Source organism: Paraflavitalea sp., assembly GCF_059502485.1.
This window is the reverse complement of record NZ_JCACET010000010.1, coordinates 2,129,888-2,156,520: the sequence shown is the minus strand read 5'-3', so window position 1 is coordinate 2,156,520 and position 26,633 is coordinate 2,129,888. Positions and strand designations below refer to the sequence as shown.

At 40.0% G+C, this 26,633-nt stretch carries 25 protein-coding genes; 5 read left to right on the top strand and 20 right to left on the bottom strand.

Going from position 1 to position 26,633, the window contains the following annotated elements:
- Positions 1–292 precede the first annotated feature (292 nt).
- The 6 genes from AC5JBY_RS25840 to AC5JBY_RS25815 all read right to left on the bottom strand — a co-directional run bounded on the left by AC5JBY_RS25840 (position 293) and on the right by AC5JBY_RS25815 (position 5,643).
- Positions 293–1,219: a nucleotidyl transferase AbiEii/AbiGii toxin family protein gene (locus tag AC5JBY_RS25840; RefSeq protein WP_495907559.1), complete on the bottom strand. Its 927-nt coding sequence runs from the start codon at positions 1,217–1,219 to the stop codon at positions 293–295.
- On the bottom strand, positions 1,216–2,007 hold the full coding sequence (locus AC5JBY_RS25835; RefSeq protein WP_495907558.1) for a type IV toxin-antitoxin system AbiEi family antitoxin domain-containing protein: 792 nt from the start codon (positions 2,005–2,007) through the stop codon (positions 1,216–1,218). Before AC5JBY_RS25835 ends, AC5JBY_RS25840 begins: the two co-directional genes overlap by 4 nt.
- Positions 2,008–2,181: 174 nt before the next feature.
- Positions 2,182–3,033 (bottom strand): protein NO VEIN domain-containing protein, encoded by an 852-nt coding sequence (locus AC5JBY_RS25830; protein WP_495907557.1) that lies wholly within the window; start codon positions 3,031–3,033, stop codon positions 2,182–2,184.
- A 93-nt stretch (positions 3,034–3,126) separates the two neighbouring features.
- Positions 3,127–3,876, bottom strand: a complete 750-nt coding sequence (locus tag AC5JBY_RS25825; protein ID WP_495907556.1) for a hypothetical protein — start codon at positions 3,874–3,876, stop codon at positions 3,127–3,129.
- A gap of 14 nt (positions 3,877–3,890) precedes the next feature.
- Positions 3,891–4,133 carry a hypothetical protein gene (locus AC5JBY_RS25820; protein ID WP_495907555.1) on the bottom strand — a complete coding sequence of 81 codons (243 nt, stop codon included), beginning with the start codon at positions 4,131–4,133 and terminating at the stop codon, positions 3,891–3,893.
- Positions 4,134–4,323: 190 nt separating this feature from the next.
- Positions 4,324–5,643: a hypothetical protein gene (locus AC5JBY_RS25815; protein ID WP_495907554.1), complete on the bottom strand. Its 1,320-nt coding sequence runs from the start codon at positions 5,641–5,643 to the stop codon at positions 4,324–4,326.
- Positions 5,644–6,137: 494 nt separating this feature from the next.
- On the opposite strand from AC5JBY_RS25815, the gene AC5JBY_RS25810 reads away from it, so the two are divergent.
- Both AC5JBY_RS25810 and AC5JBY_RS25805 read left to right on the top strand, forming a co-directional pair.
- Positions 6,138–7,307: an AlbA family DNA-binding domain-containing protein gene (locus AC5JBY_RS25810; RefSeq protein ID WP_495907553.1), complete on the top strand. Its 1,170-nt coding sequence runs from the start codon at positions 6,138–6,140 to the stop codon at positions 7,305–7,307.
- A gap of 186 nt (positions 7,308–7,493) precedes the next feature.
- Complete coding sequence (locus tag AC5JBY_RS25805) at positions 7,494–9,038, top strand: LA2681 family HEPN domain-containing protein (RefSeq protein WP_495907552.1); 1,545 nt, start codon at positions 7,494–7,496, stop codon at positions 9,036–9,038.
- A 447-nt stretch (positions 9,039–9,485) separates the two neighbouring features.
- On the opposite strand, the gene AC5JBY_RS25800 is transcribed toward AC5JBY_RS25805, so the two are convergent.
- From AC5JBY_RS25800 to AC5JBY_RS25775, 6 genes are all read right to left on the bottom strand, one after another.
- Positions 9,486–10,106 (bottom strand): hypothetical protein, encoded by a 621-nt coding sequence (locus AC5JBY_RS25800; RefSeq protein WP_495907551.1) that lies wholly within the window; start codon positions 10,104–10,106, stop codon positions 9,486–9,488.
- Between the two features lie 21 nt (positions 10,107–10,127).
- Complete coding sequence (locus AC5JBY_RS25795; RefSeq protein WP_495907550.1) at positions 10,128–11,531, bottom strand: pentapeptide repeat-containing protein; 1,404 nt, start codon at positions 11,529–11,531, stop codon at positions 10,128–10,130.
- A 77-nt stretch (positions 11,532–11,608) separates the two neighbouring features.
- Positions 11,609–13,594, bottom strand: a complete 1,986-nt coding sequence (locus AC5JBY_RS25790; RefSeq protein ID WP_495907549.1) for a YWFCY domain-containing protein — start codon at positions 13,592–13,594, stop codon at positions 11,609–11,611.
- Between the two features lie 11 nt (positions 13,595–13,605).
- Positions 13,606–14,913 (bottom strand): relaxase/mobilization nuclease domain-containing protein, encoded by a 1,308-nt coding sequence (locus AC5JBY_RS25785; RefSeq protein WP_495907548.1) that lies wholly within the window; start codon positions 14,911–14,913, stop codon positions 13,606–13,608.
- A complete protein-coding gene (locus AC5JBY_RS25780) occupies positions 14,901–15,290 on the bottom strand; it encodes a plasmid mobilization protein (protein ID WP_495907547.1) in 390 nt (129 codons plus the stop codon). The genes AC5JBY_RS25785 and AC5JBY_RS25780 overlap by 13 nt, the downstream gene beginning before the upstream one ends.
- A gap of 207 nt (positions 15,291–15,497) precedes the next feature.
- Positions 15,498–16,409 (bottom strand): DUF8464 domain-containing protein, encoded by a 912-nt coding sequence (locus AC5JBY_RS25775; protein ID WP_495907546.1) that lies wholly within the window; start codon positions 16,407–16,409, stop codon positions 15,498–15,500.
- A gap of 185 nt (positions 16,410–16,594) precedes the next feature.
- On the opposite strand from AC5JBY_RS25775, the gene AC5JBY_RS25770 reads away from it, so the two are divergent.
- Both AC5JBY_RS25770 and AC5JBY_RS25765 read left to right on the top strand, forming a co-directional pair.
- Entirely contained in the window at positions 16,595–17,524 is a 930-nt protein-coding gene (locus AC5JBY_RS25770) for a hypothetical protein (RefSeq protein WP_495907545.1), read from the top strand.
- A 128-nt stretch (positions 17,525–17,652) separates the two neighbouring features.
- The gene (locus AC5JBY_RS25765) at positions 17,653–17,934 is read left to right on the top strand and encodes a hypothetical protein (protein ID WP_495907544.1); all 282 of its coding nucleotides are present in this window, start codon (positions 17,653–17,655) and stop codon (positions 17,932–17,934) included.
- A 336-nt stretch (positions 17,935–18,270) separates the two neighbouring features.
- Here AC5JBY_RS25765 and AC5JBY_RS25760 read toward each other — a convergent pair whose 3' ends face one another.
- The 7 genes from AC5JBY_RS25760 to AC5JBY_RS25730 all read right to left on the bottom strand — a co-directional run bounded on the left by AC5JBY_RS25760 (position 18,271) and on the right by AC5JBY_RS25730 (position 22,496).
- Positions 18,271–18,528, bottom strand: coding sequence for a hypothetical protein (locus tag AC5JBY_RS25760; protein ID WP_495907543.1), 258 nt, complete (start codon positions 18,526–18,528; stop codon positions 18,271–18,273).
- Positions 18,529–18,647: 119 nt separating this feature from the next.
- Positions 18,648–19,295, bottom strand: a complete 648-nt coding sequence (locus AC5JBY_RS25755; RefSeq protein WP_495907542.1) for a hypothetical protein — start codon at positions 19,293–19,295, stop codon at positions 18,648–18,650.
- Between the two features lie 125 nt (positions 19,296–19,420).
- A complete protein-coding gene (locus AC5JBY_RS25750) occupies positions 19,421–19,678 on the bottom strand; it encodes a MutS N-terminal domain-containing protein (RefSeq protein WP_495907541.1) in 258 nt (85 codons plus the stop codon).
- 38 nt (positions 19,679–19,716) lie between these two features.
- On the bottom strand, positions 19,717–20,493 hold the full coding sequence (locus AC5JBY_RS25745) for a DUF3560 domain-containing protein (RefSeq protein ID WP_495907540.1): 777 nt from the start codon (positions 20,491–20,493) through the stop codon (positions 19,717–19,719).
- Positions 20,494–20,548: 55 nt separating this feature from the next.
- Positions 20,549–20,923, bottom strand: a complete 375-nt coding sequence (locus tag AC5JBY_RS25740) for a hypothetical protein (RefSeq protein WP_495907539.1) — start codon at positions 20,921–20,923, stop codon at positions 20,549–20,551.
- 54 nt (positions 20,924–20,977) lie between these two features.
- Positions 20,978–22,006: a DUF932 domain-containing protein gene (locus tag AC5JBY_RS25735; RefSeq protein ID WP_495907538.1), complete on the bottom strand. Its 1,029-nt coding sequence runs from the start codon at positions 22,004–22,006 to the stop codon at positions 20,978–20,980.
- Between the two features lie 67 nt (positions 22,007–22,073).
- A complete protein-coding gene (locus AC5JBY_RS25730; protein WP_495907537.1) occupies positions 22,074–22,496 on the bottom strand; it encodes a single-stranded DNA-binding protein in 423 nt (140 codons plus the stop codon).
- A gap of 351 nt (positions 22,497–22,847) precedes the next feature.
- Between AC5JBY_RS25730 and AC5JBY_RS25725 the strand changes: the two genes are divergently transcribed.
- Complete coding sequence (locus AC5JBY_RS25725) at positions 22,848–23,282, top strand: SMI1/KNR4 family protein (RefSeq protein WP_495907536.1); 435 nt, start codon at positions 22,848–22,850, stop codon at positions 23,280–23,282.
- A 148-nt stretch (positions 23,283–23,430) separates the two neighbouring features.
- On the opposite strand, the gene AC5JBY_RS25720 is transcribed toward AC5JBY_RS25725, so the two are convergent.
- Complete coding sequence (locus tag AC5JBY_RS25720; protein ID WP_495907535.1) at positions 23,431–26,619, bottom strand: error-prone DNA polymerase; 3,189 nt, start codon at positions 26,617–26,619, stop codon at positions 23,431–23,433.
- Between the last annotated feature and the right edge of the window lie 14 nt (positions 26,620–26,633).

Below are 26,633 nucleotides of genomic sequence, written 5' to 3'. Positions count from 1 at the left end.
TTACAATAATTGATTATAATAGAGCATCAAATCCTGCCAGCAAAACTTATAGCAAAACCAAGAATTTATTAGCTTAGTAGAAATTTAAAAATGGCTGAAAGTTTGTTTGATGGTTATGCTGCATTCCCGGAAAGTGAGGGCGATAAACATAGAAATCAGCGAAAGGAAAATAAACAGTATCGTGTATCGCTTATCATTTCAATTATAGCTTTAGTCATCTCTGCAGTTTCGTTAGTTATGCAGGTTATTCAATAACGTCTACGAATTAAAACTCATTTCAAATAATCAACATTTACATAAGCGAAATGTGTAATATTTGCTGCAGTCTCTCCAAGGCCTGCTTATGCTTTTCAAGGGGCATTTTTTGCAGATTGAATTGTTTCCATTTTACAGAGGGTAGATTAGCTATTTGGTCTTCACCAGGCAAACCAAGTAAAAACCAATTTGGCGTTTTCGATTTGAACGAAAGAAGAAATTGTTTCTCTTCTCGTGTCAGGGTTTCATTTAGACGAGTAATCAGTTCCTCCCTTGTATTTTCTAGTACGCTTACAGGTATGTCAACCTGTGTCATTCTTACGAACTCGCTTTCATACACCTTTTTGATGTCTTTTCTGTTCGGCCGCAATAATTCAGCGATTGGTCGCTGATGAGAAATTATATACACCAGGCAGGTCTTGCGGAACTGATCGCCAAATCCTTCATTGTCTAATAACAGACGTACATCAAACAGGTCACGTGGGTGTTGCCGATCAAGAGCGGCGCAAATTTTACCGGCATAGAGATCGGGCAGCGAAACTATGGGCATTTCGGTAAATCCAAATTCACTTTCTACTGATTTGGATACAGCTCTTGTTTCGGGTTCAAGCACCGTTCCACGAATGACAGGGGACATTTCAATCTTTATTCGTACGTCAGCGCGTTGTACAATGAGTCGTAGGGCTTCGCTTTGTTCATGCGTTTTCTGTACCTGACTGCCTGCAATGGATTTAGTGATTAAATCGCTAATACGGCTAAGCGCTGTGCGGATGTTTGTTAATGCTACATCGCGCCCGTCTTTTGGCAGATACACCAGATCAATATCGACCGAAAGCCTGGGCATATCACGGACAAACAGGTTGATTGCTGTACCTCCTTTTAAAGCGAATATTTTTTCTGTTGCAATTAACGGAAGCACCTGAATCAACAACTGCACTTGTCTATAATATATTGTATCTCTCATAAATCTCTGGGCACGGTAATCATATATTGTTTATCAAGCCTTCCACCTTTTTCGATCACCCGGTTGCCTATACCCAAAGATATGGCTGCGCGGTTTAATTTTTTAACCCAGGGCCAATTGTGCCGGTCGGCTAAAAAAAAGAATAACCGGCGCACCTTAACATTCTGACATTGCTCCAATAATTGTTGCAATCGTTCTGGTGACAGACTCGTCATACTTTGCATAAGTAAATTTGCATGATCAACGGTAACAGTATTCGGAACCTGCGCCAGCACTTGTAACAATGCAAGTTCAGTGCTCGCTACGATCAGAGAAGGTCTGTTTTCCCTCCATTGTCGCATTATCGTATGCTGCATGAGGTCTGCTGATTTAACGGCGTTGTTTCTCCTTCCCAGTAGCATTTGGTGCGAGTAAAATATAAAGCTCACCCCATCGATCAGGTCATCTAACCATTTAGGAGGCGCCTGACTTGCATATAGTTCTATCTGAATCGGCCGCATAAATGACATATAATGCCCATACCCTTGTAAGTCAAGTGCAGTAAGACCTCCGACAATAACATCTATTTCGAATTTGGTTTGTAGCGAGCATATTACGCTCTCCCAGGTAAGTTCCACAGGTGGTTTGCCATAGACGCCTTTGGCAACAACTTCCAACTGCCCGCTTTTGACCAGGTTATCCAAAATGTGACGGTTATATAACCCCTTCATTAACAGGGAACGAGGTACCAGTATTCCTTCCGGTATAATCGTTCTTGTAAGATTCCTATAGTGAGTATTGCCTTTCACTTTACAAAAGTACGAGTTTGCGGCGAAATTTGCCGCAAAAAGTATATATTGTAAACTAAGACTAAAAATCGGAGTTTATTTGAAGTGGATATTGCGGCGATTATCGCCGCAAAAAAGCATAGAAATAAATGAATGATTTGTGTATTAGCATTTCTTTCTTAGCAGACAGCAATGCTACTGTAAGCTGACTTTATACAGTACTCGCTTTATTTCAACTTTCCCTTCAAGGGTTCGAATGGGGTCTTGAACTATTTGTAGAACCTTTCCTGTTCCCTTCTCCAGACCATAGATAATTACCCTGTAGAGATAGGCTTCCTTTCCCAAGTCTGCAAGGGTTTCATACTCATTTGCGGTTAAATAAAATGAGGAAGTTGCGGAAAATGAGGCTTTCACTTCAATACAGCGTTTATCCTGTAAATAAGCTGAAACGATATCATAACCCGCAGAGGTGTTGTATAACGCAACATGGTCAATGTTCTTCGCCGAATCCTTTGCCCCTAATTTTGCTAATCTTTCAACTTCATAGAAATACACAATTCTTTCACCTACTTCTCCCATTTTAATTTGCAAACGTAATTTGTCTCTTAACTGTTCGGGAGACATCGATTTTTTGATTTTTTTAAGCCCTATCCATTTATTTTCCTTTTCAATAGTAATAAATCTGGCGTTGTAAATATTGTATTTTGGAAAGATGGCATGAATCCAATTAATAAACGAAATTTTCAAAGAGTCACTAATCTTATCAAAAGGGCACCACTTTTTTTGCGTTATCCAACTGATGTGTCGCTGAGTTTTCCCTCCGTCTGCTTTTCCTCGATCTCCCAAGACATAACCTTCCACAGTCATGTTTTGAAAAGCTGTAAATTTAGAAAGGCTGAATAAATCTTTATTACCCAGGCGTACATGAACAAAATACACAGGTGGATTCCCTAAGACATTTCGCTGTAAATCCGTAGCTGCATAAAACCGAAGCACATTATTATATAATTCCTCATTGTTTTTGCAGAATTGGTAATCGATGGGCATTTGTTGCGTTTTTTTTAAGAACGAATTTACAGGAAGGCTTTCTTATTGGGGTAAATAGACTGTCGAAGGTTCTATAGAAGCCATTCTGAACTATTAACCTTGTGTGAATTTGTCTGTTTTGTAAAAGGTATTTAAATAAGGAAATGTCATATCCGGGGGCATAAAAATTACAGTAATCTCACCATTAGCCAGTAAGGACTGATTGAAAACTTTATTGTATTTATTAAATTCCAGCTCCACATTAAATACAATTCCGTTCAATATCAATACAACATAATTAAGTCCATCACCATGGGCCATTACTGGCTGAGTGATTATTCCAATGATTTTATTGAACTGAGCTAACAACCCAAATGCAGAGATACGTATATCAATATCCACACCAGGAGATTTTGATAATAAATAATTTCTAATTTTTTCTGCATGCGATCCTATATCAATACCCTTAAAAAAAGGATTTTGTGATACATGAGCACGCCAAACAATAGATAGAATCGCAAGTTTTAATTTAGGATAATCCGATACAAGTTTATGAGTTGGAGGCCGGACTATATGCGATCCTATATCAAAACCTTTTGCAGCTCTTTCATGAAGAATTCTATCGAAATTAGCCAGCTCACGTTCAAAGCCGGAAATAAGTTCGTTATCACAGTTTTTACATAGAATTGAAGATTCATAGAAGAAATTCTGCTTCCAGCTGGGATTTTCCCAGCTCTCTGTTTTTGCAATAATAAATCTATTGTCTTTATCCCTAAGTTTCTTTATGTAAGAAAATGGTATAATGTGCGATTTGCTAATAAGGTTTGCCTGTTGAAGGCATAATTTACACTGACCTTGAATCATAACTGTGATGAAATTTATTCACCAATACCTTTAACTATCTCAAATTTAATCGTTACTATTTTGGGATAATTCCGATCATCCATAATTGTAAGGAAGGTTGCGTTAGGGTGAACCTTTTGTTCTAAAGCAGTCTGATAGTGGAAATAGAAAGTGTATTGCTCCGCTTTATCAAGCAAAAGCTTTTCCTCTTCTTGCGTTTGGGAAACAAGTTCAATTATGCAAGAGTTTCCAATTTTATTTGTGATATTGTATTTCATAATTACAATTTTAGGAAATAAGCTTTTGTAATTTCTTTTCCAAGCTTATTCATACCCTTCTGAGACGTCTTTATTACCCGATCAAATTGATTTATAACAGTTCTATTAAACTTAACCTTCCAATCATTTTTGTCTAAATGATATTATTCAATTTTAGGCTTAAAACAAAGAGCGAACGTGGTCTGAAAGTTTAGTGTTGATGCTTAATTATTCTGGCGAGAGAAATATTATTGTCAGCAGGCAGGTCAGTTATATTCGTGAATAGGTTAGTTGTTTTACTAATGGAGTTTAAGTATTCGAGGAAGGCAGCGGCTTCCTGCGCTGTTTCAAATTCTGCAATCGCATTGTCCACTTGGATGGGTACTGCAGGATTGGCGCCATTATAAATTCTATATGTAGCAGGCTTCATGTCTTCGGGCTTCACCAAAGCAATTTTCAATGGTGCTATATATCCATCATCATCCTTTTGGCCATAGCCGACTTCCCCATAAAAATTATAAACCCGTTGCCTCGCTTCAGGAAGATGTTTCTTCGACCCTTTCCTTACATAGCGGTATAAATACTTGTACTGAATTGTTCCTTCTATAGTTTCTGAAAAATTCGGAAACAACCACATGATTCGGCTCTTTTTCAAGTCTGCCGTTGGGATAGCAACCTCTTCGTTATAATATTTGGCAATTTTCAACACATAGATTGGCGCTGCGTATGCACCTTGATAGGCATATTCTACGGCTATTGAAGTATTCCCGCTTAGGTCCGTATCAAAAGCGCCTTCCTGGCGCAAAGTCATAGCCTGGGAAGATAAGGTGCCTGAAAGTTTTATACGTGACAATAGCAGATTGATACTTGTTTCATATTTATCCACAAAGTTGAGGCTTGCGCTGGGGCCAATTGAAGTGGATCTTTCTTTCCCCGTAGTCGTTTCATCTCCTGCCGTGTTGCTTCCAGAGCTTTCCTGTTGCCCGATATCTGCCTTGCCGGTTTTGGTGGCCACATTTGAGGAATTAGACAATTTGTTGCCCTCGGTGAGCTTTCCGGTAATCGTACCGCTTACATTGGCTGTTGCGGACCATTGCTGCGATGAAGTTACCTTGCCAAGATCGACAGCCACGCGGTCAGTCACGAAATTATTCCAGGAGTTAAATATGAAATTTTTTCCATCAGGCAGGCTTACGGTCATTTCAAGGTTCGCCAAGCGGTCTGCAGTGCGGTTGATGATCCGATGGTCAGGATCGTAGCCTTCGGAAACCCATTTCCTGTCTACTGAAAAGACTATGGACTTGTTAATAGTCAACGGAAACACACGGATTTTTTTAGGGGCTTCCGCATTGTCGCTAAGTTTACCTCGAATAGCATTCAGAAAAGGAGCGAGGGCTGTATCGCCGGTTTTTTTGCCCAAGACTTTCAGAAATTCCGCCTGAGCTTCCGGGGACAAGTCAAAAACATTTCTCGCAGGTATCGAAGGCTTCGCAGGATCGGCGATATTAAAGGCCTCTGCTTTAACTTCCACATACTTGTTAACATCCTCTTTACTTACCCAATAATTATTATGACTCTTAAAGCGTCTGGCCAGGTTAACACAGGAGGAGAAAAGGATAAATAACAGTAGTAGGGATAGAGGCGTTAGCCTAGTAAATTTAGGAGAAAACATAAATAGTGCGTTAGGGATAATGCAATAAGTGTTTGGGTTGGAATTAGTTAATAGTCAACCAAATGGAGACCACACAAGATATTTATTGCCCAGTAATAAAAGACCCGTAAAATCACGGTATTTTATTTGGAAATCTTTGCTTATAGCTTAAGGGTTATCTGCATGCGGAAAATTATCCTGCTAAGCTTAAGGCATTTCCCATTCGTTAACGCCACTATTCCACCGAATCAGACCCGAAAGTATAAAACTTCTTAAAAGACGTGATAAAACAACGTCATCGCTATGATATAGCCTTCCTAGGGGAATAATAATTAGAAATTGATTAATTTCATCAATGTGAAATAACCCCTTCTATGAAGCTAAACGATATAATCGCCTACGAGCAGGAATCTACCTACCTTGACTTCAAACTCATTCAGTATCCCCGATCATCCCACGAATCGCTGATCAAGGATATTATTGCGATGGCGAACGCAAATACCAAAGAAGAAAGGTTAATTGTTTGCGGAGTAAAATTCTCACCAGGCGGCCACAAAGAAATAGTAGGTATAGATGGTGCATTTATTGATTCATCAACCTATGAACAGCTAATTCACGAGAATATTGAGCCAAGCTTAGACGTAAGCTATTTTCCTGAATTATACGAAGGGAAAATACTTGGTATATTTAAAATTCCAGCAACCAACCGCAAACCCTATTTAATGAAAAAAGATTTCGGTTCATTGCGTAAAGGGGAGGGCTGGATTCGAAAGGGGAGCCACCAGTCGAGGTTAGTACGAGCAGATATTGAAGAGATATATGAGCAGCGATACGCACGGATAGGGTTTAACGGCGAAGTCGAATGTGTTTTTACAAGCGGTTCGACTAAGTTACAGATCTCAATTCATCGTCAATTGCAAATGCCGTCACAGCAAGCGAAAGAAAGAATCGAAAGCGTTTTGCAAAAAAAACAGGCGGAAATCAACTCGGTTTCTGGGACTATCCTTAAGTATAGTCTCGACCGGGATATCCCGCGCTTTGGCGGAAATACATATGAGGATCGCAGCATTGCAACACTGAAAGAAAATCTTAAGAGTGTAAAAAACGACTTCCTCGAAGATGACCATTTCTATCTGTATTCAAAAGGCGCCCACAAAATCCGCTTGATATTTACTAATAGAGGAAATGAATTTTTAGAAGACTGTTCCGTAGAGATCGTTATTCCTAAGATACAAGGATTTTACCTTTTCGATCAAGTATTTCGAAAGCCATACAGACCCAATCCGTTTTCACTTGACCCACCACCAGCTCCTACTTTTGATGAGCTTAACTACCCAGAAATAACGAAACATCCTCAGCATTATCTGATTATGGAGGCGATAGGTAATTTAAAACATAATTTGCCTGCCTGCTTTCCGCAGATTCCCTTTCGAATACTTCTTAATCAGAACCTTGTCGGTGAAACTTTGTCGGTCGAAGTGAGACTTCATGCCAAAAATCTTCCCCAACCGAAATTATTTAACTTGATGATCGAATGTATATGACATCATTATTTAATGAACGGCTATTTATTCGTCCTATAGAGGTCGCACAAAAATCGCGATGAGCCGCTAAATAAATTGCTATTTATAGTTGTAAGACTCAGGCTTCATCTAGTTAGCATGCATATCTACAATACGGAAGGGTTCTCGCTTAAAATTCCTTAATTCAACAACCCACATTACAGGTTTATGAACAAAACCACTGAACAATTAAATTACCTTTTGAATACTGAACAGTTTGATCAAGCTAGAACAATAATTGACGAACAAATTAAAGAGTGTATTCAAACAAAACCAAGTAATCAACTTTTTCTACAATTAGAACTTTATTGCTTTCTAATCGATATCGGCTGCGTCACTATGCATGAAGCGGATATCTTAAGAGGTATTAAGTTTTTAGAAGAAAATGAGGTGGCTATTCAGAAAATTATCACCAAAGCAAGTTATTATTACAACTTAGCAAATGCTAAACAAGGCCTATGCGGAATATTTTATTCAAATAACAGGGGTGTTCATCCCATTTCATTAATAGCGGCAAAATTTCAACAGCCAATCAACCTTTTCTGGATGGCTTATAAACAAAATGACTACGATACCTCCATGTTACACCAAATTCTTATTAACTTGTCTAACTCGCTTATGGGTGTCTTTCGTATCATTGAAGCAATACAAATGCTGGACATTGTATTACTAAGTGAACCGGCATTCCCTCAGGCATTGATTGCGCGGGCGAAAAATCTTACCTTTCTTAGTTATTATACTAATTCCCCTCTTACCGTTGCACTGTTTGCACAAATTTATTTGAGTTATGAAATGGCAATACAAACTGGCAACCTTCCCCCTACTGTATTGCAGACCAGCGTAAGTGGAATGGCAGAGGCGGTGAAGTCTATCGAATCTTACGGTTTTTCGCTGGCAGATATCGCTAAAGAAATTGAGGAAACGAAAAAAGAGCATAATAGTCATACCGCATTCAGGAAATTTTGCATAGAAAAATTTTTGACGCTGAACGAGCATAGTATCTATTGCAATTGTATTGCGACGTCAAAAGATGAATTGCAAATCGGTATCACTAATGTGTTATTCAAAGGTCAAATATTACCTCAACTGGAACTGCTTCTAAACAGGATAAAATCTGAATTTGCATTTGCACGATGGAACTATTATAGGTCTGAAACAGAAGAAGCATTTGACTATGATGTTCACTTTTCCGAGTTACTAGAGGGGGAGATCATTAATTCGCAAACAGAATCACTCAGGACTAGCTACCGTATTTGCTACGGAATCCTTGATAAGATTGCACTTGGAATTTGCAAGTTGTATAAAGTTGAAGGCGGGAATATTTTTTTTGAGCGATTCTGGAATGATAAAGACAGAAAACCTGTTTTGGAAACTCAGAGAAACATTCATCTTAACGCATTGTTCAGTATCGCCTGCGACTTGAATACAAAAACAGGTGAATTGAGACATTTTAAGAACTGGCGTAATAAGCTGGAACATAATCTCCTGATTTTAAAAGATACAAACATCGTGGCCGCGGATCCATTGAAAGTATTAGATGATGAAAATTTTGTTGCAGTTGTCGATATAGACGAATTCAAGCAAAAAGCGCTTCAACTCCTGCAGGTCACCAGGGCTGCTATCTTCAGCTTCGTTTATTGCGTTCGGCTGGAAACCATCACAGAAAGGCCTACAAGTGACAACGAGAATTCCTTCACCATTGCCTTGAAATGAAGAAATGATCTTCTTATGATACACAAGCTTAAAAATTGAGTTCTGCACACAATAGGAGAATGCTTTGTAAAAGGTCAATTTTTTACGATAACAGAGATTATAAATCCTTCACCACTTATTTGGAGAATTTAGACCTTTCCTCTACCTATTTTCAATTAATAAATTTCAAATTCTATTCAAATTGAGGAGAAATGAGAATTTGTTTAAGCCGCATAAATACTCTTGACCATAAAGTTGCAATTCATAAGATCAACGGATCCCGTTTAGGAATCTTCATATCTTTGAAAAATTGGGAACAAATATAAACTCAATATAAATGAGCGAACTTGAGCGATTGCTCAATTCATGTTTTCTAGCTTGTCTTACAACAAACTTTAATAGACACTTTGAACATAATTTTAAATGGAATTCTTACACCTAGTTTCATTTTAGGCGAAATTTCTGTGACTAAAAGTCTTGGATAGAACATACTTTATAAGTAAAGCGAAAACTTTTAGTAATAGGAAATATGTTATCTCCTGTCACTTTAATCTTAAATAGATAATCTTTATCCGCAAAAAGTAAGACCCTACCAGTCCTCCCAGAACCAGATTTATGAAAGCCTTGTTCCGAGGCGATTTGAAGCAACGGGCGTGCTTCGGCCCTTTTATGGAATCGAAATACATTTAAATCAGCCTCATCACCAACATTTAATTCGGTGACCGAACGAATTTTGTCATCGATCACTCGCGCCCAAGACAGCGACAACCACTGATACGAACTATTTGATCTATACGCCTGGATATTTGGTTCTTGATTTGGGGGTACTAAGTCTTCCGGTAAGTATTCTATAAATATAAAGCAAGTCGCTGATTTAATAGTCGAAATGCCTTTGTTTGTAATGCGCAATGGATGGCTTATATGTTCGTTGATAGGTGATTCATCGGCTGGACGCAATTTGATCTTAACCTTTCTTGTATTGATCCAACGAACAAAAAAGTACTTTGCGATTGGATAAAGAACTGCTGTAACCGTGCCTCCAATTATGGCTGAAACAAAGATTTGTAAAAGTGAAATATTCGATTGCATGTAATTTAGTTGGAAGATATACTAATGTTGAATTATATAATTTGCCATATATGCTAGGCTAATTGTTCCAAACGAATAAAGAACGAATAAATATAGCACTCCAATCGTACTGTCAAATTTGACTCTATCAAGTTTTAGTGAAAGACTAAAAAAAAGTATAATGGTGTATATAAAAGCTATCCAAATTTTGTTGGAAATCCTTATGGCCGGATATTTTGAAATATTTTCAATTGAGTACACTTTGGTAGCCATGTATTTATAGCTGAAGTAATTGATAGCGGTAAAAATCATGATAGCCCAAAAAATGATAGTGAAAATGTTTTCCTTCTTGTATCCATATTGCCACCAGTATTCAGGTATCCACCAAAGAAAGCCAAACGGTCCTTGTTGCGCACTATATCTTTTGTATTCTATATCAAGTGATTTAAAACTCTCAGAGTACGAGTTCCTTTTAAAATTTTCAAGTAACTTTTCATACATACTTAACTTTTCATCGGCCGAGATATTGCGAGTGAATGCGAGGGTAAAGCGGTCATAGCTCATCTTAATTTTACTTACATCAGTACTATGTAATAAAATTGCACATTTCTTTGCGAATACTTTTGGTCTGGCGTTGTACAAGTCAACTATATTTGCCGAATTCGCATTATCGGAAAAGTCCAAGGTGTCCGGCAAAACTGTAAATAAGAAACTGATATTTGTTTGCTGGCTTGCACGAATTGACCTTAGTGAAAGGTTCTTTTGAAACGAAGCAAAGTCCATGTTCACCGTATCCGTGAAATTGCTTCCAGATAGGTCAACATCTTCGTTAAATATTGTGGCAGTAAAGTCTATCTTGCCAAAAGTACAGTTGTTAAATAACACCTTTCCTTTACAATCTGTGCTGCCAATTAGAACATTTTTGAAGTTACAATTTTCAAAATAGATGGTTTTCTCAATCGTATCATGTAACAATTTAAGTTCATCAATATTGCAGTTTTTAATAAAAAGAGATTCCGAAACGCGTGAATTAAGTAAGTATAGTTTGTCAAAGTTTGAAAATGACACCAAAACGGGGGTTCCCGACAGTAAAGATTTATATATAGTCATCTCTTTAAAAAATGAGCCATGTAGATTTGTTGATTTGACAGTTGAGTTATTTATTCGAATTGGAGACTCAATGAAAACTGTATTCTGGCTTTTTTTATTTTCCGGTCCTATGTGAATATCCAGAGTTTTACCCTCTATGCTAATGAGCGAATCTAATACTAACGGTGTTTCATATGGGTTATTTATGATCAAATTTTGACTTAATGAACGGCTGGAGAAAAGTAGCATTGATATTTTTAAAAATATGAATACAGGCAACCAATATTTGTAATTAGAACGAAACGTGGCTCCCGTTCTTGCTGGCTTTAGAAGCGGCTTGTTTATTTTAAGTTTCATTTTCGTATTCTTATTCAGAGTTTGAAAGCGGCGTTATGCACCTAATGAACCTTCAAAGAAATTTCTTTCGCTATTAATTATTTCTTAACAAGCAAATGCTGCTTGGCAGGATCATTTAGAATCTCCTCATAAACCGCCTGCTCGATGTCCTGGATATCCTGCTTAATCTGCTCGTAATTCTGGAGAATGGTGGCCTGGGTAACGGTTCTTACTTTGGGCAGCGGAAGATAAGCAGCTTTTTCTGCATCAAGAGCCTTTTTATCCTGGATTATCTTACAATGGAAAGCTTTCAAATCGATCGGCTGATCGGGGTTGTCTGCCACGACACCGCAAAACTCACCTGAAGATAAATTACTGATCGTTGCCGGGGTAATGGCGGCGTCCAGCTGTTTCGATTTACTCACGGACGTGTCAGACGAATTAATAGACATGCTCTGCCGGTCCTGCATAATCTTGGGAAAGCGTTCAGCGGCACTCTTTGCACTATCGCCGCTGACCTGGCCACAGATGAAATTCCCAGTCATGTTAATAAGCCCCTCGGCCTCCTCTTTTGTGTAAAGTGTACGCAATTGGTTAGCGTCCTGGACGACCAAAACAGTAACAATATCATGGCCGCGACCGGTTGCGACCGTCTGGAAAATACTACTGACCCTGAGACTGCTGAATTCGTCGTAATTGCAGGCAATTTTGTATTGTCCCTTCCGGTTAATGATCTTGTTCATCCGGTCACAAAACAGGCTTAAAATGGGCGCCAAAGCCTCGGATTTGACGGGATCGTTACCGAGGCAGATAATTTTTGGCTGCAGGGGATTGTTGGCATCCAGGGTGAAGTCATTGCCCGACAAAATCCAATATAAAAGGGGAGAGGAGAGGCGCCCCAACGGCACCCGGACACTCGCCATCTGATTATCTATAGTCTCAAAAACGCCTTTTTCAAAACTGGAAATAAAGGGTGTGAGTAGGGTCTGTACTTCCTTTTCCGTTCGTAAAATGGTAAACAATTTGTCGTATTCCAATTGGAGCAATTCTATAGCGTGAGGTATAGTGCAAAAAATGCCATCTGCAAACTTTCTCAAAAACCAAAAGACCGCTGCCAGGAGATTTTTTGCGGACTCCACCCAGAAATCACCCTGTTTGCCGGACCAGCTTTTATTCATAGAGAGTAAAATGCTGGTTGCCGCTTCAACGGCATCGAGCATTTCCAGCATCATAGGCGCATATATCGGGTTGCACCGGTGCGAGTATTCCGGGTTGTGCCAATTGATGCCGCACCATTGTGGAGCAACAGGATAATTGCGCCAGTTTTTTAGAAAATGATTGTAGGCAATCAGGGTCAGATCCGGGTACTTAAAATCATAGATAAATTGCGCATAAGCTTTGGCTGACTGTTGGCGAATCATCGGCTCCAGGAAACACCAACTTTTCGCCGAGCCAGGATTGCCCATAATCAATACAGACCTTCGTGGATTGACAATTGAAACCCATGAACTTCGAACTTTCCCCTTCAGGTTATACTGCGCCTGGAAATTAAACGAATACTCATTGGTCAATTTCCTTTCTTCTTGCGGAAACGTCTGGTTAAGTTTATTAAATACATCCCCGCGAAAGTTGGCTTTTATCACCCGAGCAATAACGCTGCCTCCGGTCAGCATCAATAAATACCCGGCAATATTCACACTTCCATACCAAATAGTGATTGTAGTGGATGGATAAGGCAAATAAAGGCATAAAAAGCTAATAAAATAGACAATTAATCCGGTGATGAAATAAGCCAAAGCCGTTTTATAATTGGCCTGCTCGTCTTTCCTGCCTTTAACACCTAATAAGGAGAGCAACAATAAAGCCAACGCAATTAATTTAGATTTCAGATAGAAATTAAATAATCCCGTCTTGCTTAAATTTCTCAGTAGATTATCGCTTATATTGGTCCTGATATTCCAGGAAGCAAACCCCTCGTAAGTGTAATAATAGATATGCAACAGCAAAATGAAGATGCTGATAAATCGAAGCAGGTCGATGATTTTTCTTAACCCCTGTTCATTCTCTCCCGTATTCATAGCCATAATGAAAAGTTTTACTGAATATTTTGTTTTCGTTTTTTTCGCTTGCGTTCATTCTCTCTTAATTCGTAGGCGAGCTGGCCGGCATATTCTTCCTGCTGTAATTCCGCGATGATTGATTGAATACCCTGTTTAAGTACTTGAAATGAAAAATGTGGACTTATGCTGTGTGGTTCTTCTGGCCTGCTGATGCTGAATTTTATTGGTCGCTCATTTAATAGTAACGTTGGACGACAACGCTGCTGAATAGCATTCGCGCTATAGGCTTTGCCCAGTGAATTACCATTAAACACGCATTTCATTTTATGATCTGTATAAGTAATTCCATAAATAACTCCTTTGGCATTGGTCCAGGCATGCAGATGGATGCTGTCTTTTTCAAGAGCAACTTTTAGTTTTGCTATGGAGTTTATTTCTTGCTTTTTAAAGGCCAAATCGATCGCCTGTTTTAGCCGCCTATCTGGTGAAACTGTAATGGCCGGTTTCTGTGCGGGGTTAATTTGATATTTAAGCCGGTCATTTTTCTCAAACTGCTGTTGTAGAAATTTCAATGTGGGCTTGTTGAAGAAGTGGCTGGCAGGAATGGGAACGCCTACCGGTTTGCCATTTTCCATGGCCCTATATACCAGTCCTCCATTTTTATAAATTCTTGAATCTTTTCCGCCCCGATCTGCCATCACATTGTATTGCAACAGTACCGCATTGAGTTCGGCTAATGACGAATATTTATAGGTATCCAATACACCATATAGTATATTACTAATTTGCCGTTTGGTTTCTGCTTTTCCATAATGCGCCTTACTTATAGTGACTGGCTTTAAAGCGTGTTCCTCCGCCTGCATCTGTTTTTCTGCGATGACCATGCCATATTCTTTCTCAATAGTTTTTCTAGTCAGCTCTGATTTCTCTTTGCCGATGTTGTGAGACGGAATTCTTTTTCCATTGGCCTGAACATTAATGGTAACGATGTGCACGTGGGGGTGGCCGCTGTCCAGGTGTTCATATAGTAAATATGGCTGCTGGCCATAACCAATTCCTTCCATATACTTCTTTGCCATTTCCCTGTATTGATCGTGCGTTAATTTTCCCCTTTCTGAAGGATCAAAATTCAAACTGATATGCACGCTATGTTTTTTTACGCGTGGATTAAGTGCCGCCTGGTTTTTTAATCTATTCAATTTGTCCTTAAAAGTTAACTGATCAGCATCCTTCGGATAATTTACTGCATCAATTAACTTGGCCACGTTGTCCTTAATCTTGTTTTCATTATAATTAAGGGTGTGGCGGATACTATCGGAAGGCTTTTGTATCACTGCAACCATTCGTCGGAAATTGAATTGATTTTAGTTTTTATTTCGTCAATTTTTGCCAGCAGGATCTTGCGTGTATTTTCATTCAATACCACCCATATTTTTATCTCGTCACTTTGTTGTAAAGTGTGTAGTCGCTTGACTAATTGATTGAAGTTATTCCCGATGGCATTTAACTCATCTTTTAATAAAATGAGTACTGGCATAATGTCATCGAGGGAACCATTGCGGGTTTTAATGATCACCGGTTTATTGAATAGTATATTACGCACGTAATCGTTAAATACCCGGCAGGTTGTCTGCGTATATTTATTATGCAGTGTCTCATATTCTTTATGTGTAAAGCGTATGGTAATTCGCTTTACACGGAATTGCTTTTCGTCTCTCATGAATTGAAAAGTTTCTGTTTGATAAATAATTAATGGAAGTCTCCTTTCCAGCGACTTTGGAGCGTCCGGAAAGCCAGATGCTCGCAGGCGGCAGCCAAGAGGACATCTGGCGGATTGAGGCGCAGCCGTCAATCGATGGCCGCTGGCGGCCTGTACCTACATTGTTAAATGATTAAATGGGCTATAGAGTGGCTGGCGAAACAAAAATTAAGGTTTAGGCGTCATCCTCATTTGCTGGTGTAGACCAATGTGTTGATGCCAGTCGTTTAAGTCATTATATCCTTTAAATAATCCCCGTTCATCAATGAACTTGCCGCTATCCGTTTGCAATGCGAGTTCGATGCATTTATCACCTGTTTTATCATTGTCCAGGTAGCAATGCACTTTCTCATGCTCCTGCATTTTTGACAGTTGTTGCTCAAAAAAAGAAGTGGAGTTAAGTATTAAATAATTCCTTGCATCATCACACTGGCCCTCCTGAATAGTCTTATAAGAGAGGAAGTCGAAGAAACCTTCAAACACCGCTAAACTTCTGCCTTTATTATCAATAAAAGTGGAAGTTTTAGGAGCGCTGGATCCTTTACTGTACCGGTTCCTTAATTCATATCCCCCGGCATCATTTTTAAAACCTATGGCATAGTAATTTTTACCATTCATGGTATAATTCACTTCCTTACAAAATTGTCTCGAAATGCTATCTGGTATTTTTCGTCGCTGCAAGTAATGCAGGAGTGAGAATGAGCATAAACTTTGCACTTTGGTAATCACAATTTTCTTATCATCTTCTGTAAGGGTTTTGTCTTTGGTTTTTCCAAGCTGTTCAAGATTCGGGATAAAATTAAAAGCAGACAATTTTTGGAGAAAATCACTCACTGTGCATTTATGGTATTTCACGCCAAAATCTATCAACGTTCCTTTTTCGCCCGATCCCCAATCCTTCCACGCGTTGATTTTATTATTGACTTTAAACGACGCCGTTTTTTCGTCATGCAGCGGGGATAAATACCAAAAGTCGTTGCCGCTTACTTTCTCGGGGCGGTAGCCTAATGCCGCCAGGTAATCAACTAATTTAATTTGCTGTTTCGCTTCTTCACACGTCGGGATCTTCCTGATACTCATACATCACATTTTCAATTACACAATCAGATTATCCCTGTAAAATTAATGGCTGCCAAATAGCCATAAAATACCCCTTCAGAAACTGAATAGGTAAAAAGGGTGTTTTAACGGTATTGCGTTCGCCTAGATTTCTGCTGCTTTGCGTAAGCAATTACATGTATTTAACCACTTAAAAACTACTCCCAATGATCTGGTTTAAAAGAATGACTTATTTCCTTGTTCTTTTATTATTCCACTTTGCCAGTTACGCGCAGCGCAAGATCAATCTCAATGATGTGAAGTTTGACATCTCCACCTACATTTTTTATGGCCAGCCTACGCTAGAAAAAACAGATGGAGAAGGCCGGCCTTTAACAGCTGACGAATTTGCAACGGTGAGTGCCCCTCTATATTCGACATTCACGATCCATAAAGCAGTTGATAACGATGAAACATATATTATAAAATTTAAGCGATGGTCCACGCGGCACGGAGTTTTTGAGAGTAAGCAGACGCATGTGTCGAATTTAAAAAAGGCGCTTATATATAATCATGTTGTGCCGAAAGAAACTACCAGCACTTTCAATGCAAAAAGCAAAGGTGAAAAATCCGACTTGGTGATCGGTTTGGAAGAGGAAGCTTATTTTGAGATTAGCAAGGATGATTTATTAAAATATGCCTATGAATACAATCCACTAAAGAGGTTGGAATTCAGCTATGGAACTATATCTTACCTGGCTAGGATGAGAAGTAAAGTAGGGGATATTCCGGGCAAATGGACTACAGATTTGAATCTAGGGGTAACTGCTGGCGTTCGCTTAAACTTTACTAAAAATGTGGGACTTTCATTATTGGGGGGACTTGCTATATCCAAGATAAATCTGGATTCCATTTCAACCAAAGGATTAATCAAGAATACCAGCGAAAAACCTGCATTTACACCAAGCCTCAATTTGTTGTTTTCCTATCAAAACTTTTCGGTAGGCTTTGGCATTGGCATGGACTGGATCAACCAGGATTCTCCAGAAACCAAAGAATGGATTTATAACAATCAGATATTTTATTCCATTGGATTTGGCATCAACATTTTCAAGACAAGCGACAATGAAAGTGAACAAGCCGACCAAAAGCGTTAGCGCTGTTTCATGTAATCCAATTTTTTAAATGACCCCTTCAAAAGCTGAAGGGGTTAATTGTTTTGTGATGCAACGATATTCATATTTTTACTGTGTGAAAATGATTTGTGAATAAGAAATTTAAGATTATGCAAGCAAGCGAAATTGCCAAGGTTTATGAAACGTTGTTAAGTATTCCAGGAATGAACGATGAAATGAAAGTATCTCTGAAGATCTCCAGGAAAAATATTTTGCTATTGAGTCAGGTCATAGAAAATGGTGTGGCAGTCGAAGGAAAAGAACAGACCGGTATTTTAAGTGTAATTGACAATGAAACAAAAAGGGAAATTTCCCAAATTGCCAGCGATATTTTAGAAAAAAGCGGCATGAAAGCTATGAAAGATAAATTGAGCGCTTTTCAAAGCAAATAAAGCTTTAAGGTGCATAATGTAATGAGTTGGCAAAAGGCAATAAAGGGCGGCTTTCAGCCCGCTCTTTACTCGTACGAAGAACATAACATTCCGTTGGGGGAAGTTACTGCTGCATTGCGTTGCAAAATATGGGCGCAAAAAATAATGGCTATCAATTGTTATTTTGAAGATCCTGTCAACGCCAGGCGTTTTGTATTAACCGTATTATGCAATAAGCGCGGGTATTTTATTGGGACTTCAGCTATTAATTTTGCCTCATGTCCCATTGGCCAACTATATCAGTTGCACATAATAAAAAACAATAGGGATAAAATTGAACTGCGATTTGCAAAAGCATTAACGGCCGAATAGGCAGCGTGAAATGTTTCTGATAATAACGATCATCATTATTGCGACAAAAACCGCTTTACCCCAAAACAATCCATCATGCTTTCGGGCAGGTAAAATCAAATCGGCTATAAAATACCCTGCGATGAAAAAAGGGAAAAATAACATTATTTTCAGGATTACAGGAGCACCTTTTTTACCGACATTCTTTTTAGGAAGTCTTTGATAGTAGAAAAACTCATCTGTTCCATATTCAAATTCTTTCATACACGTGTTTTCTATTACCTACAATTTACATAATTAATTTACGCTACAGAAATAATTATCTAAATGACAAGCTGCCGGCCCCTGTTTTCGGCCGGCAGCTTACTGGACGTTACAATTGCTTATAACATAGCAGGTTTTTCCGGTAATGGTAAAGATGCATATAATTCTTTGGGTACGTCTTGAAAATCGGCGTAATAGGCGAAGTGGACTGCAACTGCTCTTGCACTGAATATTTTGTGCAATGCCTGTTTTTTGTTTTTCATCCTAATCAAAAGGAAGTTTTTTGCGCTTAGATAATCCGGCCCAAAGCTATTGATTGGATACATGTATTGCGCTACTCCCTGGGCATTGGTGAAAGAAACGATAAATGCCCATTTATAATTGATTATCCAGTTTTGTTTGTCGGACTGAATATTCTTTTCAAGACTGTCTTTTTCAATCATTGGCACCTTACTATTTGTCATTTCTGTTTCCTCTTCATCAATAATATAGACCTTATTTTCCTCGAATAAAGATTGTTCAGCATCTTCTATTGTATCATCTTGATAATCCCGAAATTCTCCAGGAACAATAAATAATGGTTGTGCTGTGACACTTGCTACCTGTATGATAAAAAAATCCTGCTCATATGCAAACACTTTTACAATGTCAAATTTGTCGTAATTATTCATTACCTCGGCTATATTTTCGACCTGTAACGCCTGCTGATAAGTGATTTCCTGCCGCGAGGCTACGAATCGGTCAAAATCTTTATTATTATGTACCATAGTATTGGCTTAAAAATGATCAATTTATTTGATGACAAGCTGCCGTCCTATGTTTTCGGACGGCAGCTTCTTCATACTTAAAATAAGGTGGGCTGGATGCCTTTACCGGGGGCTGTTTCTACTAATTAACAAATACCAATTTGGCAATGGGCGTTAACCATTGCTTGCAAATAAGGTACTAAAGCATTAACAGGAAACACGCATAATTTTACAATCTGCATATTTTGATCTTCACCGTCATATAAATGAAGGTTAAGGATCCCGGCTGTTTTTATGGCGTCCTCTGCAAAAGATAGGTAAACTTCACCTATGCAAAACCAAAGTATCGTATCTTTATAATCAGGCTTAATTTTATTATATACGGCGGTGTCACACTTTTTCATATTCATTAATTTAAAGTTTGCATTCCTGAAAGGCTGAACTATTGATATTGAGCGGCCAGCGTTTGAGCCAATCTAAAAGCCCAAACAGTATAATGGCGTTGCCAAGCTTTTTCAGATGGCGCCCAACGAAAGCCGTTCTTTTTGAGCGTAGCTCGAAATTCTTCAGCAGGTTTTCCCGGGAAAAAAATTTGTACCCGGTTGGCTTCCATGTTGGCTTTTATCACAACTTCGCCGATGGTGATTTCCTCAGAAGTTTTAGTGGCTAAATATTCAAGATTTTGCAGCCTGAGTTTAAGACGCTTTAAATTGGCGTTATTATTTTGGAGCTTATAACGTGGAAATCCGATACCGTGTACACGATCAGGAGTTGATAGCTTTTGCCATAAATCCTCGGTAACCCCTTCTATTTTTAAGAAGGTTTGCTTATCTTTTTTCTTCAACAGTTTATTTATCAATTTCATTGTGTCTTGTAGATTCTGCAGCTCTTCAACTCTTTGCCTTAATTTCTCTGTAGCCTGCGGATCATCAGCAAAAATGGCTGTATTGTTTTCAATGGCTTCTGCTTTATCAGCATAGTATTTCGCTTTCTCCCATGCCTTAACTGATTTTCCGAAAGTGTTATGAATTTTTTCGCGATAGTTGCGATCTCTTTTTTCTGAATGATGTCCCATAAGGATGGGTTGCCCCATTGGGATGACTGCACCCATTTCTTTTGCCCGATTGTAGAGTTGATCGGATAATTTATTGTTTTTATCCGCTTGATCGTTGGCATAATCGATTCGGTTTTGCCTTCTTTCTTCATAATTATTTTTCATACTGTAGATTTTTATATGGTTTGTAAAATGAATACGGTGAATATGATCCTTTACATTAAGCGAATAGTTGAATTACCCGGTTATTGAATTTGTCATTTTCAGGAATAGCATGACAGAGACTAAATAAACAATGAAGGGTGAATATCCTGTACCCATCGTGGAATAATAAACGGGCAAATGTTGCCGCATCCTTTTTTAGCACTGGTTTATTATCCTTTAACCTGTCATTAATGGCATCAATGGCGTCTGCCCATACATCGAAATCATAAATTTTCGTCTGTCGTTCCCATTTGCTTTTGTTGTAATTAAAGTTTGTCTTTACGGCGTGGATAACGAACTGCATAAAGTCCACTAAAAAAGCCGTTTCTATAGGGAATTCCTCATGTAAGGTCATGGCATCGGCCATCATATTGCTATGTTGATTATTCATATTACTCAATTGAAGGTGAAAAAATGGCGGGGATCGCTCCCCGCCGGGGAGTTGTTAGTTCTTAGCCAGGTCCAAACAAAGTTTAAAGGCTGTTTGTGAGCGCTGTTGAGCAGTGCCGCCGTACAGTATCGATTTCAATTTGTTTTCGCTGTTCTTATATTCCCGAACATTTTGGAAATAACCCGTAATCGCGTTGTAAGCACCAAAGACGGTTCCTTTAGTGGTATCCAATTGCTGGGAGGGATTGGCGAGGGCGTACGCGTAAGCACTTTCTACTGTGTTTTTAAATTGTGTACTTAATTCATCGTCCTTGCCCATTTCCAGATTGGTCAGGACTTCTTTATTCGGTGCCAATGCCTGTTGAATTAATTTTTTTAATTGGGGATCAGTAATGCGCACCTTTGACCATTTGTTAAACAGGGTTTCCAGCTCTACGGATAATGTATTGCTTAACCCCATTACTTTGTGCGCCTGTTCCAGCCTCTCTTTTGCATTGGCAGTATGGCGAATTTTTATGGAATGGCTCATATTACCCATTGCCAATGTCAGGGTATTATTACAAACTATACGGGTAGGCGTAAAAGCTGCTATAATGCTACCCGTTCCATCGTGTGAAGTAGTAAGGAAAATATATTTTTCAATCATATCATCACTGCCCACTTTTATATAATCTGGTAATTTGGCGGTAATGAATATGCGTTCTCCTTTCCCTAATGCTCCAGCGGTTTCATACATAATGCCATCTCCGCCTACAATGCTATCGAAAAAAGAAAAAGCGTTTCTGTTTTGTACGATTTCGTAATCCTGACCGACTACTCCCAAAACATCTCCAGTATCGGGACGTATAGTGGCAAAGTGGGTCTTTACTCTTTTAGTAACATCCATTGCCTGTGCATCGGCATTGTAAGCAGTTGTGTAGAGATCCTGCTTCACTACGTCATAATTCAATCCTGCGAATTGTATTGCTTGCGCACTGGTGAGGTAATCCTGTACAATAGTGCCCAGCCCATGCCATGCTTTTTCTTTTACTGAAAAAAAACTGTGTTTGCCTGTTTGTTGATTGAAATGAATATTGTGTGCCATAATTTGCTACCCAGCTTTAATTTTTATCCCGCAGGCGGTACTACTGCGATTTATTTGATATAATTAATTAAAATGGCAGGTCATCCTCGGCTGTTGCCTGTTTCTTTTCGGAGGCAACGGATTTAGTTTCTTTTTTGTCTTTGCCTTTCTTTTTGGTTTCAGTCACCGGGGTATTGTTGCCCAATAGCTGTATGCCTGTAACGGTGGCGCGTATGACGCCTATGGCCTCGCCTTCTTTGTTGATGTAGGCATCTGCATATAGCCACGCATCTATAGAAACCTGCATGCCTTTGGTGAGATATGGCTGAATTTTAGATTCCTGTTTCCAGTAGGCACATTCGTAATAGGTAACTTTTTGCTGCTTATTACCCTCTTTATCTTTGTAGGGGAAATTCATAGCGACGGTAAAATTGATCACCGATTTGCCGCTCTCTAATGTGTTCGCAGTAGCGTCTTTTGTTAATCTGCCGATAAAAGAAATTGTTTTCATAATCTTTATTTTTTTGTTGATAAATGGCGGGCTGCGCCGCGTTCTTTCTTTTTCGCCAGCAACGCTGTAGATTGTTTACCGGAGGCCGGAGAACGAGCCGCCAGAAAAAAATACTACCCGACCCTAGGAGGGTGGAGATTTTTTTCCAGGTGAGTGCGTAGGCTCGGAGGAAAACAATACGGAAGTCTAATTAAATGAAGAGAGGAAGAAAGAAAAGATGAATAGTATTTCTGCCGTACAAGCGTGCGACGCAACAGAAGGGGAGGAGTGGGGTGATGCTTGCTACCGCATGACTTCTTCCGGTAAGAGATTCGGAAATATGCAATACCTTTTAGAGATAAAAACTTTTGTGTGCATACTGAATTATTGAATAGAATAGCTTCTTATTTAGCTAAGCACCCGCAATTAAAAGGTAAGCCGGCTACGCCCGAAGAAATTGCCTATGGTGAAAAAGTGTTGAAGGTTTCTTTTCACCATGATTACAAAACATTCATTCAGCAATTTGGAGGGGTATTCGTCGGTATTTCGATCCATGCTTTTATTAATGGTAGTTCCGTAGGAAAAGAAACTGTCATTGATCTAACATTATCCGGACGAAAGATTGCGGCGCATAATAATCTATTTCCTGAGTTACTACAGTGTTATGTTATCAGCGATGATGGTTCGGGTAATCCCATAGCTATTAATACACAGGGTCATGTTTTACTTTTTGATTTTGATACACGAGAAATAACTTTCCTTGCCGAAAATTTAGAAACCTGTATTGCATTGAATTTTACTGATTAAATAGTAATAGATGATAGTAGTTGCATTGATTGTCTCAATAGATATTTGTTTAATTTTCATTTTGAAATATTCGCTACTTAAAAGACGGTATAAAGTCGACATTGTAATATTGGCATGTGTATGTCGTAATTATGCCATTGCCAATTCGTTATTTAAAATTCCTTGCGGTGGGAATAAATTTTTCTGGCAATGAAGGTGTATCGTTGGGATGGCTGGCCGGCAATAGGGTGCTTTCATCTATCTCCGGAAGTTCAGCATACAGCGTTTTGATTTCCTGGCTAAAATCCTTGCAACGGGTCACAATCACATGTATAACATCGCCTTCTTTTTGCAGTCGGCCTTCTGCCATCAGCAACGAAGATTCAAGGATTTCTCTTCGATCGCGGTCGAAAACATTGGGAAAGATGACTAGCCGTACCTGTGCCGTTTCATCTTCAAGAGAGATAAAACATACTCCTTTAGCGGTTCCCGGACGTTGCCTTATCAAAACCAGCCCTGCCACCTTCACATGTCGGCCATCGGGAATATTGGTAATATCAGCCGCCGTTACGACCCCCATCTTTTGTAGTGCAGGACGCATAAAAGAAACAGGGTGACCTTTCAGTGATAAAGCCGTTATCCCGTAATCGTGTACTACGTGTTCAGCGTCGGACATTACAGGTAAATCCACCATTTCCGCAGGCATCTCGGAAGGCTGCCCCTCAAAAATCCCCTTTAACGTGTCCGTTTTTACAACCTCCCATAATGCTTGGCGCCTGTCCAGCCCCATCGAGCGGAACACATCAGCATCCGCCAGCCTTTGCAGCGTTGCCTCTGATATACCCGTATTACGCACTTCGTCGATAGTCCTGAACGGCCTATGTCGTTTGGATAAGAGCAGTCTTATTTGATCTTCACGAATACCTTTGATCTGCAGGAAGCCCAGGCGAAGGGCGCGATACTGTCCGACTTTTTCCTCCAACGTATTTTCCCAATACGAATGGTTGATGTCAATGGGTCTACCGATTACGCCGTGCTTAAGCGCACAGATGAGAATTTGTGCCACCTGCCAGAAGCCCATCGGCATACTGTTAAGCAAGGCACATGCGAACACATCGGGGTACTTACATTTAATCCACGCGGAGACGTAGACCAATAAGGCAAAGCTGGCCGCATGCGATTCTGGAAAGCCATAAGAGCCAAACCCGCGCAATTGGTCGAATAAATGGTGTGCGTATTCAATCGAATAGCCATTTTCCAGCATCCCCTTGATGAGCTTCTCTTCAAACTGGTTCACCACGCCCAGTTTCATTTTGAAGGTGGCCATGCTTTTACGCAGTTTATCGGCATCCGACCCTGAAAAATTACCCAACTTGATCGCCAGCTCCATAGCCTGTTCCTGGAATAATGGCACACCTAATGTCCTGCCTAAAATTTCTTCAACTGCTTTGGAAGGATAATGCACAGGTTCCTGTCCGTTGCGACGCCGCAGGAACGGATGCACCATATTGCCGATAATCGGGCCGGGACGAACAATGGCAACCTGTATCACCAGGTCATAAAAGCATACAGGTCGCAACCGGGGAAGCATGGATTGTTGCGCAGAGCTTTCTACCTGGAACACCCCGATGGAATCCCCACGGCAAAGCATGGCATAGACTTCTGGATCATCAAGCGGGACATCAGCTAAGGACAGGTCGAGGCCGTAATGCAGCTTAATCAGGTCAAATGCCTTGTGGAGGCAGGTCATCATACCCAGTGCCAAACCATCCACCTTCATAAAGCCCATCGCATCAATATCGTCCTTATCCCATTCAATGCACGTCCGGTTGGCCATCGATGCATTCATGATAGGTACCAGGTTCGATAACTGGTCGTTAGTAATGACAAAACCACCTGTATGCTGGCCGAGCTGCCGCGGCGTACCGATATACTGCGTTGTGAGTTCCAGTACTTTTTGCAAATGTTTGTCTTCTGGGTTCAATCCCTGTTCCGCAATACGGTGGGGAGAAAAGCCCTCTTCGGAAAAATAGGAGACAACACCCGACAGCCGATCAATGGTATCGACAGAAAGCCCCATCACCCGTCCAACGTCACGGACGGCGCCTTTTTCCTGCATCCGTATTACTGTGGCGACAATGGCGGCTCGTTTGCGCCCATACTTGTTATAGATATACTGGAAAACCCTTTCACGGTGTTTGTTCTCCATATCCAGATCAATATCCGGTGGCTCGTTCCTGTCCTCTGATAGGAAGCGTTCAAACAGGAGTTTAAACTTAGTAGGGTCAACCGAAGTAATACCGAGGCAATAGCAAACAGCAGAGTTAGCGGCAGAACCGCGCCCCTGGCACAGAATCTTTTCCTGTTGGCAATACCTGACCATATCATACACGGTCAGGAAATATTTGGCGTAGTTCTTCTTTTCTATGAAAGCCAGTTCATATTCGACCTGTTTTCGGACTTCTTCAGGTATACTGTTTTTATATCGCCGATTGGCGCCTTCCCAGGTGAGTATAGTCAGGTCTTCCTGTCCTGTTCTACCTGGTGTCACGACTTCATCAGGATATTGATATTTTAATTCTTCCAGCGAAAAAGTACAGGCATCAACGATTTCCTGCGTGCGGTCAACAACACCGGGATACCTGGCAAACAACCGTCTTATCTCCCGTTCCGGCTTCAAATAACGTTCAGTGTTTTTCTGCAGCCTGTATCCTGCATTAGCAATCGTACATTTTTCCCGGATGCAGGTAACGATATCTTGTAATTCGCTGCGGGATGGATGATGATATAATACATCATTGACGGCCACCAGTGGTGTTTCGTATGCTGCCGCCATCCGCGAAAGGCGATACAGAATTTTACCATCATGACCATTATAAGAAAACTGCGCCGCCAGGTACAGGTGATTACCTAAATGGTGCTTGTATTCTTTAAGAGATTCTTTAAAGCTGCGGTCAAAATCAAAGGACCGGTTTAGTACGGCTGGAGGAATAGCAACAAACTTTAGGTCGCTGGCATGTTGGTAAACGTCAGCCTTTTTCAATGCACAGGAACCCTTTTCAGCGCGCAGGTTCCCAGTGGTGAGTAAGTTGGTAAGATTGGCGTAGCCTTTGGCATTTATGGGATAGGCTAAAAGGCTGGGGCCATCTGTTATATCCAATCGGCACCCCACAATTAACCTTATGCCTTTTTCCTTTGCAGCCACATGCGCCCGGACAATCCCGGCAACAGAATTACGATCCGTAACCGCTATGGCCGTATAGCCGAGTTTGGCGGCATATTCTACGAGTTCGTGCGGGTGTGATGCACCACGCAGGAAACTGAAGTTGGTCGTCACCTGTAATTCCGTGTAACTCATACCTGGTCCCTCCG

What these genes read in the sequence shown, in the direction of transcription:
- AC5JBY_RS25840 (WP_495907559.1), bottom strand. Translation starts at nt 1,219, where the DNA reads ATGAGAGATACAATATATTATAGACAAGTGCAGTTGTTGATTCAGGTG.
- AC5JBY_RS25785 (WP_495907548.1), bottom strand. Translation starts at nt 14,913, where the DNA reads ATGGTTGCAGTGATACAAAAGCCTTCCGATAGTATCCGCCACACCCTT.
- AC5JBY_RS25800 (WP_495907551.1), bottom strand. Translation starts at nt 10,106, where the DNA reads ATGCAATCGAATATTTCACTTTTACAAATCTTTGTTTCAGCCATAATT.
- AC5JBY_RS25810 (WP_495907553.1), top strand. Translation starts at nt 6,138, where the DNA reads ATGAAGCTAAACGATATAATCGCCTACGAGCAGGAATCTACCTACCTT.
- AC5JBY_RS25795 (WP_495907550.1), bottom strand. Translation starts at nt 11,531, where the DNA reads ATGAAACTTAAAATAAACAAGCCGCTTCTAAAGCCAGCAAGAACGGGA.
- AC5JBY_RS25765 (WP_495907544.1), top strand. Translation starts at nt 17,653, where the DNA reads ATGCAAGCAAGCGAAATTGCCAAGGTTTATGAAACGTTGTTAAGTATT.
- AC5JBY_RS25830 (WP_495907557.1), bottom strand. Translation starts at nt 3,033, where the DNA reads ATGCCCATCGATTACCAATTCTGCAAAAACAATGAGGAATTATATAAT.
- AC5JBY_RS25820 (WP_495907555.1), bottom strand. Translation starts at nt 4,133, where the DNA reads ATGAAATACAATATCACAAATAAAATTGGAAACTCTTGCATAATTGAA.
- AC5JBY_RS25790 (WP_495907549.1), bottom strand. Translation starts at nt 13,594, where the DNA reads ATGGCTATGAATACGGGAGAGAATGAACAGGGGTTAAGAAAAATCATC.
- AC5JBY_RS25770 (WP_495907545.1), top strand. Translation starts at nt 16,595, where the DNA reads ATGATCTGGTTTAAAAGAATGACTTATTTCCTTGTTCTTTTATTATTC.
- AC5JBY_RS25780 (WP_495907547.1), bottom strand. Translation starts at nt 15,290, where the DNA reads ATGAGAGACGAAAAGCAATTCCGTGTAAAGCGAATTACCATACGCTTT.
- AC5JBY_RS25740 (WP_495907539.1), bottom strand. Translation starts at nt 20,923, where the DNA reads ATGAATAATCAACATAGCAATATGATGGCCGATGCCATGACCTTACAT.
- AC5JBY_RS25805 (WP_495907552.1), top strand. Translation starts at nt 7,494, where the DNA reads ATGAACAAAACCACTGAACAATTAAATTACCTTTTGAATACTGAACAG.
- AC5JBY_RS25755 (WP_495907542.1), bottom strand. Translation starts at nt 19,295, where the DNA reads ATGGTACATAATAATAAAGATTTTGACCGATTCGTAGCCTCGCGGCAG.
- AC5JBY_RS25745 (WP_495907540.1), bottom strand. Translation starts at nt 20,493, where the DNA reads ATGAAAAATAATTATGAAGAAAGAAGGCAAAACCGAATCGATTATGCC.
- AC5JBY_RS25720 (WP_495907535.1), bottom strand. Translation starts at nt 26,619, where the DNA reads ATGAGTTACACGGAATTACAGGTGACGACCAACTTCAGTTTCCTGCGT.
- AC5JBY_RS25750 (WP_495907541.1), bottom strand. Translation starts at nt 19,678, where the DNA reads ATGAAAAAGTGTGACACCGCCGTATATAATAAAATTAAGCCTGATTAT.
- AC5JBY_RS25775 (WP_495907546.1), bottom strand. Translation starts at nt 16,409, where the DNA reads ATGAGTATCAGGAAGATCCCGACGTGTGAAGAAGCGAAACAGCAAATT.
- AC5JBY_RS25735 (WP_495907538.1), bottom strand. Translation starts at nt 22,006, where the DNA reads ATGGCACACAATATTCATTTCAATCAACAAACAGGCAAACACAGTTTT.
- AC5JBY_RS25825 (WP_495907556.1), bottom strand. Translation starts at nt 3,876, where the DNA reads ATGATTCAAGGTCAGTGTAAATTATGCCTTCAACAGGCAAACCTTATT.
- AC5JBY_RS25730 (WP_495907537.1), bottom strand. Translation starts at nt 22,496, where the DNA reads ATGAAAACAATTTCTTTTATCGGCAGATTAACAAAAGACGCTACTGCG.
- AC5JBY_RS25760 (WP_495907543.1), bottom strand. Translation starts at nt 18,528, where the DNA reads ATGAAAGAATTTGAATATGGAACAGATGAGTTTTTCTACTATCAAAGA.